General features: G+C 45.6%; 10 protein-coding genes. 7 read left to right on the forward strand and 3 right to left on the reverse strand.

Features of this window, described 5'->3' with window-relative positions:
• Positions 1 to 239 precede the first annotated feature (239 nt).
• Complete coding sequence (locus ACED46_RS20875; RefSeq protein ID WP_017110292.1) at positions 240 to 398, forward strand: Hok/Gef family protein; 159 nt, start codon at positions 240 to 242, stop codon at positions 396 to 398.
• 65 nt (positions 399 to 463) lie between these two features.
• Here the strand turns inward: ACED46_RS20875 and ACED46_RS20880 are convergent, their stop codons facing one another.
• The 3 genes from ACED46_RS20880 to ACED46_RS20890 form a co-directional block, all read right to left on the reverse strand.
• Positions 464 to 1465 carry a hypothetical protein gene (locus ACED46_RS20880; protein WP_154724049.1) on the reverse strand — a complete coding sequence of 334 codons (1002 nt, stop codon included), beginning with the start codon at positions 1463 to 1465 and terminating at the stop codon, positions 464 to 466.
• Between the two features lie 23 nt (positions 1466 to 1488).
• Entirely contained in the window at positions 1489 to 2409 is a 921-nt protein-coding gene (locus ACED46_RS20885; protein WP_235612570.1) for an integrase domain-containing protein, read from the reverse strand.
• 233 nt (positions 2410 to 2642) lie between these two features.
• Positions 2643 to 2903, reverse strand: coding sequence for a hypothetical protein (locus ACED46_RS20890; protein WP_154724048.1), 261 nt, complete (start codon positions 2901 to 2903; stop codon positions 2643 to 2645).
• Positions 2904 to 3446: 543 nt separating this feature from the next.
• Here ACED46_RS20890 and ACED46_RS20895 point away from each other — a divergent pair.
• From ACED46_RS20895 to ACED46_RS20920, 6 genes are all read left to right on the forward strand, one after another.
• Entirely contained in the window at positions 3447 to 3884 is a 438-nt protein-coding gene (locus tag ACED46_RS20895) for a single-stranded DNA-binding protein (RefSeq protein WP_102501364.1), read from the forward strand.
• 14 nt (positions 3885 to 3898) lie between these two features.
• The gene (locus tag ACED46_RS20900; protein ID WP_019821570.1) at positions 3899 to 4132 is read left to right on the forward strand and encodes a hypothetical protein; all 234 of its coding nucleotides are present in this window, start codon (positions 3899 to 3901) and stop codon (positions 4130 to 4132) included.
• A 95-nt stretch (positions 4133 to 4227) separates the two neighbouring features.
• Entirely contained in the window at positions 4228 to 6351 is a 2124-nt protein-coding gene (locus tag ACED46_RS20905; protein ID WP_371722352.1) for a DNA topoisomerase III, read from the forward strand.
• Positions 6348 to 6575: a hypothetical protein gene (locus ACED46_RS20910; RefSeq protein WP_017110285.1), complete on the forward strand. Its 228-nt coding sequence runs from the start codon at positions 6348 to 6350 to the stop codon at positions 6573 to 6575. The genes ACED46_RS20905 and ACED46_RS20910 overlap by 4 nt, the downstream gene beginning before the upstream one ends.
• Positions 6576 to 6595: 20 nt before the next feature.
• Positions 6596 to 6811, forward strand: coding sequence for a hypothetical protein (locus ACED46_RS20915; RefSeq protein ID WP_371722353.1), 216 nt, complete (start codon positions 6596 to 6598; stop codon positions 6809 to 6811).
• Positions 6812 to 6821: 10 nt separating this feature from the next.
• Complete coding sequence (locus ACED46_RS20920) at positions 6822 to 7286, forward strand: hypothetical protein (protein ID WP_154724046.1); 465 nt, start codon at positions 6822 to 6824, stop codon at positions 7284 to 7286.
• Positions 7287 to 7507 lie beyond the last annotated feature (221 nt).

The following is a 7507-nucleotide window of genomic DNA, read 5'->3' on the forward strand; positions in this document are numbered from 1 at the left end:
TCGATAAGCTTGAAGAAGCGAGTTAAACAAACGTTCTTGATTTGAAAGGCTTGTGGTAGAATTTGGTTGGGCGCTCTTGGCTTATTTGCCATGAGTGACTGACTTTTATGTTTGCTTGTGGCAGATAAACAAAAGCCCCGTTATCCGGTTACTGTTAGCGCAGTAACTTTCATTTAACGAGGCCTAAGTGATGCATTTCAAACTCATTGTAGAGCCTCTTTACTGTGGAGGCAACAAAAATGCCGAAAAATAAAACAGCACTCGCAGGGCTGATTGTCCTGTGCTTTACGTTCTTGTGTAGCTTATGGCTAGTTCGAGACTCACTCTGTGAGGTTCGCTACCAGGATGGTGGCACAAGTTTTCTGGCTCAATTTGTTGTCTACGAAGCAGTAAGGTAGAGCTGAGCAGGAGGGGGTAAAACCCTTCCTGATTCAGTTTTGTGAAGCATAGTCTAAGAGCGCCCTTATTTCTTTCCTATTAACTCCCTGATTTCTTCTTCACTCATCTCCAATTTACGACAAATTCCCGGCAGAACTTGATGTATCAAGCGCTGACTTTCTATGATTTCACTAACGTAAATATCAGGGTGAATTTGCGGTGGGAAGAGCCCCATTATCTCCGCTTCACTATCGTCGTACAGTTCTTCATGATCTTTGTTGAGCAAGTGGAGCAGCTCTGCACGCAGTGGTAAACGGTGTTGGTAAGCATGAGATTTCAATGCGTTAATGTACTGGTGAGTGTTCATCATGGTCTCGTTTTGGAATGCTTGCAGCCCAGGGAAGATTTTCTGATCATCTAAAGCATGGTAAACGGCAAGATCAACGAGAATATGTTCCCAACATAATGCTTCTTCAAATGGATGATCAGGGTGCTCGGAGATGGCATCGAAGAAAGTATCGTAATAACACTGGATATTGACCATTGCATCGAATATTAAAGAGAGCGTATGCGCATAAATGTTCGCGTTTATCATAGACTCCAAATCATCAATGTTATTCAGCTGTAAATCTTTTGGATACTCTTGGGGCAATTCCATGCCTATATTGATTAACGCTTCAAGTGTTCGCTCACATAAGAAATCGGTATTCTCAGGCATAAAAACAACAGGAATATCTGATAGATAGCGATGCAATGCGTCATTTATCAGGGCATTGACTAAGGTTTGCCATTGCTCCATCTGCTCTAACCCTCCTAGAGAGAAGATAAGGTGAGGGGAAAGGTATTTCTCTCCAAGCACGATATTTTCTAATGAGTCAATGATTCCAATTGGAAGGGGCGTTTTGAGCCATTCGTGAATTTGAGATTCATCGACGTTTAGCTTTGAGGCTAAGGCCGCCGTGGTGCCAAATTTTTGAGTGGCCAGCTTGAGTAAAATATGATCGATGTCTTCCTCTGCCTCCTGAGGTTGGGGGGCGTTAGGAATGATGGTGTGGGAAAGCTGTTCGATAGTGTCTTTTGAAATCATAGTCTTGCCTCTTTATGGTTAATTTAACGCGCACCAGCGCATAAATAGTGTGTCGTAATACTTGCTCTGAAATGCCCAAGCTCTTGGCTAACGATGGCCTTGCGATCCTGGTATGTTTCATTGGAGATAGAATGTGACATTCGCTCTTGGGCGTAGCTGTATCGAAGCCCATGAGCCCCATGTGACCAACCTAACACCGACTTTGAACGCTGACTGAAAGCATCACTGAATTTTTTCCCGCCAGCGATATCGTAATAGGTAGTGATTTTGCATTTCCTGTCTTCAACGATAATGGGTGTGGAGAGTCGTTTAGTTTCAAGAATATTAGACAGTTCGGATGGGAGAGTGACGACTCGTTTCAGCCCTCCTTTGCCTTCGACGATGTATTTAACGCCATTTAATCCTTTGAAAAGATCGTTACGCCACTTCCGGCTTTTGGAAGGTTGAGCTTCATCGAGGCGCCTGAGTGTGAGAAGCTCGCGGGCTCGCAAACCCGCAGAAAAAGCAATGGCGGTAGAGAGTTGCATTCGCTCGCGTTGGTGCATCATAATTTGTTCGACTTGCTCATACGTATAAGCTCGATTTACCCACTCTCGTTCTAGTAAGTCACCTTGTATAACGACTCTTTCTCCTGGCTCATAAATATCAATAATCCGTTGCAAAACCTTGCGTTCATTTCTTAATGATTTTGCGGCAATGTTATTTCGTTGAGACTCAATATATTGATTAGCCATTTCACAAGATAATTGCTTTACTCTTTTTATTCCTATCTTATCCATAATTCGGGCGGTTACTTCAATGTGACGAAATAATGTCATAAAGCTATGTATTTTTTCTTTATTCTTTGTTTTGTTTTCACCAATAGCTCGGTAATGAAAGTTGTAAAACTTAGAGGTTTGTTTTTCTAATTTAATCCGCTGTCTCTTTGCTTTTGAAAACATCATGGGGTGCCTCATTCCAATATTGAATCCGTTTATAAACGGATTTTTTTGATATGGTTATGTTCTTTTTATGTTGTAACCAAAGAGCTATCTCTCCATAGGAACATTGGCATTGATGCCTCAGTGCCATAATTTCACATCGATATTTATCGAGAGGAGAACCTTTTGATTTGTCTTTGTGATGAACGGGGTGACTCTTTTTTATTAGTGGCTTTGGCATCGCCTCTAGTAATGAATTAAGAAATGGAGTCCGCATTGTTTTTACTCCAATGTAATAAGAGTCTACGACGAACAGTGGATTCATTGACTTTTATGTGGTGTTGATTGTTGAGCCAGAGAACAATATTGGCATAGCTTAGGTTAAGATTTCTTAATATGATGATTTCATCTTTTAGATGATCAATCTTAGATATTCTTTGTGTTTCTTTATTCTGGCGAATTGCCTCAACATCTTGGTTAAGAATGCTAATAAAATCCGAGTCTGTCTTTTTTTTCATAATAACCACCACGAATAAAACATCAGGCGTTAAGTCGTTACCCCAACATTGAACAAATTTTGCCTCAAACAAAGGCTAACTCAAGTAAATGCCGCAAACAAGCCCCCTCAATGGTGATTTTTTTAAAATCGGCGTTGAGGGGGCACGGCTGGGGAAACGGGGGATTTCGGTATTACGTTGAGGCAGGTGTAAATAAATGAGGCAGTAAAGAGAAATAACACGCATGAGGCAGTAGCAAGGTGAAAAATGGAGCGAACGCGACAACCTTGTTGATGGAGCAATATATTGTCGTCTGAGGCAGGAGGGGAAAGGGAAAGCAAAGGGGTGAGGCAAAAGAAATAAAGCGTTAAGCGATCAGTTCTGTGTATTGATACGTAATCAATATAATAGTTAATGATATTTTGGCGTAACTTTAAATAGTGTAACACAAAATAAAAAATAAATACTCGTTAAAAATACATCCACCAATGTATTTTTAATGAGTATTTTTCTATTGCCTTTTTGATACTGTTTCTCGTGACTTTGTTCAAAGGAGAAAAACAGATGGCAAAAGGTCTTTTTATTTTTGATGGCAATATTGGTATGACACCAGAATTGCGTTGGCAGCCGGCGAATGACCGCTCGAATGGTGAGGCTAGACCGTTATTAAAATTTAACGTCAAGTACGACCGTTTAATTAAAACGCAAGACTCTGAGCGTCCTTATGAAGATAAGGGCGGGTTTTGGGTGGACATCAGTTATTGGGGGCGTGACGCCGAAGCGTTAAGTAAATTATTACAAAAAGGCATGCGTGTGCGTATTGAAGGCGAACTCCGCATCGACGTTTGGGAAGATAAAAATAACCCAGGCCAAATGACGTCAGGCATGGCATTAACGGCTTCGTTAATTACCATCATGGCGCAGCGTGTGGATGCGGTGTTATTAAAAAAGCCACAACAATCAGGGGCGAATAATAACCCAGCCTCTCAATCTGAACTTTAAATAGGGAGTGATAGATGAGAGGAGTGAATTTATCTAACGCGATTGCGGCGCTTCGATTTCGTGTGCGGTCGCGCCGAAGTGGTGACGCCGACCAACGCGCTCAAGCGGAGCTCGGCGTGAAAGCGCAAGAGCCATTTTGTTCGCAAGTGCAGCAAGCTTTAATTGGCAACCGTGAAGGCATGACGCTCAGTAAGGTCACGCCAGGTTGGGTGAAGAAACAACTCGCCAGCAAGGTGACGACATCATGATGGGTGACTTGTTATTGGGTCAGTGCTTTCTTTATCAAGAAGGCGCTCTAAAGGTGACGCGGTCACCTTGTTTGTGCGTAGGTTGGAGGTAAACCATGCGTGTGCTTTTATGTGAAAAACCGTCTCAAGGACGCGACATTGCCAAGGTATTGGGTTGTCATGAAAAAATCGAGGGGGCGTTGCGCGGCCAAGGGGTGGTCGTGACCTGGGGGTTTGGTCATATTCTGTCTCAAGCCGACCCGGAGCATTATGACCCCGCATTAAAAGCTTGGTCTTATGACACGCTCCCTATCGTGCCATCGACCTGGCAAATGGTCGTGCCACCCGATAAGAAAAAACAGTTCAATGTCATCAAGAAATTATTGGCCAGCGCGACAGAGGTGGTGATAGCCACCGATGCCGACCGTGAAGGGGAGGTGATTGCGCGTGAGATTTTAGAGTTTGTGGGCTACCAAGGCCATGTCTCTCGACTTTGGCTCAGCGCCTTAGACGAAGCCAGCATTCGTAAAGGTCTGGATAATCTTAAACCCGGCAGTGACACTGAATCTCTTTATTGGGCGGGGCTTGGCCGCAGTCAAGCCGACTGGTTGTTGGGTATGAACCTAACGCGGCTTTGCTCTCTAGTGGGACGGGAAGCCGGTTATCGCGGCGCTTTATCGGTGGGCCGTGTTCAAACGCCCACCTTACGATTGGTGGTTGAGCGAGACTTGGCCATCGCTCACTTTGTCTCTAAACCGTTTTATGACGTCGTCGGTGACGCAGGATTCTCGTCTAAATGGCAAGTGCCAGAAGCGCAAGGTGATGAATCGGGGCGCTGTTTGTCTCGTGAGGGAGCTGAGCGTGTGGCTCGGGATTGTCAGGGACAAGTGGCGACTGTCGCCGTGTTTGATACCAAACGCCAAAAAGCCAAACATCCTGCGCTGTTTTTCTTGGGCTCTCTGCAGAAGGCCATGTCGGCTCAGTTCGGTTACACCGCGCAGCAAGTGCTCGATACGGCGCAAGCCTTGTATGAAAAACACAAACTGACCACCTATCCGCGTACCGATTGCGCGTTCTTGCCGGTGAGTCAGCAAGGCGAAGTGACTCAAATCTTGAGGACGCTGGGTCAGACTTCCGAGTTCGCATCGATGTGCCAGGGCGCGGACGGGGCAATAAGCAGCGCGTGTTGGAACGATAAAAAAGTGGCGCAAAGCTCGCACCACGCCATCATTCCCACCGCGAAAGCGCCGGTACTCACCGGACTCAGTGAGCGCGAAAAACACGTGTATCAGGCCATCGTGCAGCGATACGTGGCTCAGTTTTATCCGCATGCCGAAGATGACTCCACCGTGATTGAATTGCAGTGTGGGGGGCACAGCTTTAAAACGTCCGGCAAAGTGGAGCGCGTCAAAGGTTGGCGGGTTGTGGCGAAAGAAGAAAAAGAAGAGGGGAAAGGGAAGAGCGAAGAAAACCCGTCTCAATCTCTGCCTTCCTTAACGGTTGGCCAGTCGCTGACGTTTTCCAAAGTCGATGTGGTGAGTAAGAAAACCACGCCGCCTTCTGCGTTTACCGAAGGGACGCTCCTCGATGCGATGACCAATATTGCACGCAGCGATAATGTTCCGGCTCAATTCAAAGCGATTTTGAAAGAGACAGCCGGACTTGGCACGCAAGCGACGCGCGCGGCCATCATTGAGACGCTCAAAAAGCGCGGATTTGTGGAAGCAAAAGGCAAAAAGATCTTAAGTAGCGACGCAGGGCGCGGTTTGATTCAGGCGCTGCCCAATGAAGTGAGCAACCCGGTGATGACCGCGATTTGGGAGCAGTCGCTCGAAAGCATTGCCAAGCGAGAGATGAGCCTCGATGCCTTTATGCAAAATCAAGAAGGATTTGTGCGAGCCATTGTCAGTAAGGTGAAGTCTGGGGATATCACCATCAACTTACCAAAAGTCGTAGAGCCCGAATCGCCATGCCCATTGTGTGGCAAGACGATGCGTCTTCGCTCTGCAAAGAAATCGTTTTGGGCGTGTGAAGACCGCGAGCAATGTGGCCTTATCCTCGATAGCGTGCGCGGCAAGCCGGCTAAAAATCAAAAGTGCGCCTGTGGCAAAGGCGTGTTGGTGCGCAATTCTGGGAAAAACAAAGGCAGTTTTTACTGGAGCTGCAGCGCGTGGAAACAAGGCTGTCAGAAGCGTCATTTCGATGACAAAGGCAAATTAGGAAAGGAGATGGGCTCATGATAGTCGCCCGCTCGTTATCACCGGCTGAGCCTGACTTGATGGAAGGACGCACGTTGGCATTGCTTCGTATTCTGAGCTTGGAGGGTGTGGTAGTGGTTCAGTACCACGCCCCTAAAGGCGGTTGGACGCACGAGGCTCTGGAGTGTGTCGATTATTTCTCGGTGAGTCCAGACGGTTGGGATGCTTACCTCGGTGAGCAGTGGATTGGTTCTTCTGAGGTTTGAGTTTAATAAAGCGTTGAATAATGAGTCGGCTAGACGACACAAAAAATGCATTGATAAAGGTGAACGTAATGAAAATGCAAACGTTAATGACGACGACACGAGTCAAAGTGGAATGTCCGCATTGCGGTGAGCAACAAGACGGTTTTTATAGCAATCCCGCAGGTGGCCAATATGAGTGCGATCATTGTAAGCAGTCTTATCTGGTAGACCCTGAAGCGGATATTGAATTTGGGTAAGGAGAAAACGATGACTCAAGGTATGCAATTTGAATTGTACTCTCATGATTACGTTTTTAACGTGTCGCCAGTCTTTTTATTGCAGTGTTTACGCATTGCACAAGAGTATGGTCATACGCCATCATTGAGCGAGTCGTGGTGGCACCAAGTACAAAAAAACCACCCACGCTTAATGTTAGCGCTAGATGGGCTGAAGAATTTTGAGCATTCCAAAGAGAGGAATAGAGATGAAAGTGATGAATTTGTCTTATTTCAATTAAGTGACGGCCAACATCATTGTGATATTGATATGATGACATTACTCACTACATTACAGCTATCAGAGCGCCTGAAAATTGTCCCTTTGATTGATCGTACATGGTGGGGAGAAGTGCTTAATCACTATGGAATTTTTGAAGAAATAGAGGCTTTTGATGGATGTATTCAAATTAACGATAGACACGCCGGTTATCCACAAAATCACCAACAGAGCTGATTTTGAAAATTTGACCGAAAAGCGAAAACCTTGGGTTGATTACGAGCGCACGGCTGAAGGGCGTAAGACTCGACACTTTGCCGTCTGTCCGCATTGTAACAATGCGATTGTTATGGTTGGGTTTAATGATGGGAGTCAGGTAAAAACACCTTACGGCCGACACTATTGTAAGCGTCTTTAAATCGACTCATTGACTTTCAAGCCTCAACACAGATACCGCC

Source organism: Vibrio sp. 1S139 (assembly GCF_041439475.1).
GTDB classification, from domain to species: Bacteria; Pseudomonadota; Gammaproteobacteria; order Enterobacterales; family Vibrionaceae; genus Vibrio; species Vibrio crassostreae_C.

Bases quoted from the DNA above. Each gene is read 5' to 3' on its own strand.
- ACED46_RS20920 (WP_154724046.1), top strand. From the start codon at position 6,822: ATGACTCAAGGTATGCAATTTGAATTGTACTCTCATGATTACGTTTTT.
- ACED46_RS20880 (WP_154724049.1), bottom strand. From the start codon at position 1,465: ATGATTTCAAAAGACACTATCGAACAGCTTTCCCACACCATCATTCCT.
- ACED46_RS20890 (WP_154724048.1), bottom strand. From the start codon at position 2,903: ATGAAAAAAAAGACAGACTCGGATTTTATTAGCATTCTTAACCAAGAT.
- ACED46_RS20885 (WP_235612570.1), bottom strand. From the start codon at position 2,409: ATGATGTTTTCAAAAGCAAAGAGACAGCGGATTAAATTAGAAAAACAA.
- ACED46_RS20915 (WP_371722353.1), top strand. From the start codon at position 6,596: ATGAGTCGGCTAGACGACACAAAAAATGCATTGATAAAGGTGAACGTA.
- ACED46_RS20875 (WP_017110292.1), top strand. From the start codon at position 240: ATGCCGAAAAATAAAACAGCACTCGCAGGGCTGATTGTCCTGTGCTTT.
- ACED46_RS20910 (WP_017110285.1), top strand. From the start codon at position 6,348: ATGATAGTCGCCCGCTCGTTATCACCGGCTGAGCCTGACTTGATGGAA.
- ACED46_RS20895 (WP_102501364.1), top strand. From the start codon at position 3,447: ATGGCAAAAGGTCTTTTTATTTTTGATGGCAATATTGGTATGACACCA.
- ACED46_RS20900 (WP_019821570.1), top strand. From the start codon at position 3,899: ATGAGAGGAGTGAATTTATCTAACGCGATTGCGGCGCTTCGATTTCGT.
- ACED46_RS20905 (WP_371722352.1), top strand. From the start codon at position 4,228: ATGCGTGTGCTTTTATGTGAAAAACCGTCTCAAGGACGCGACATTGCC.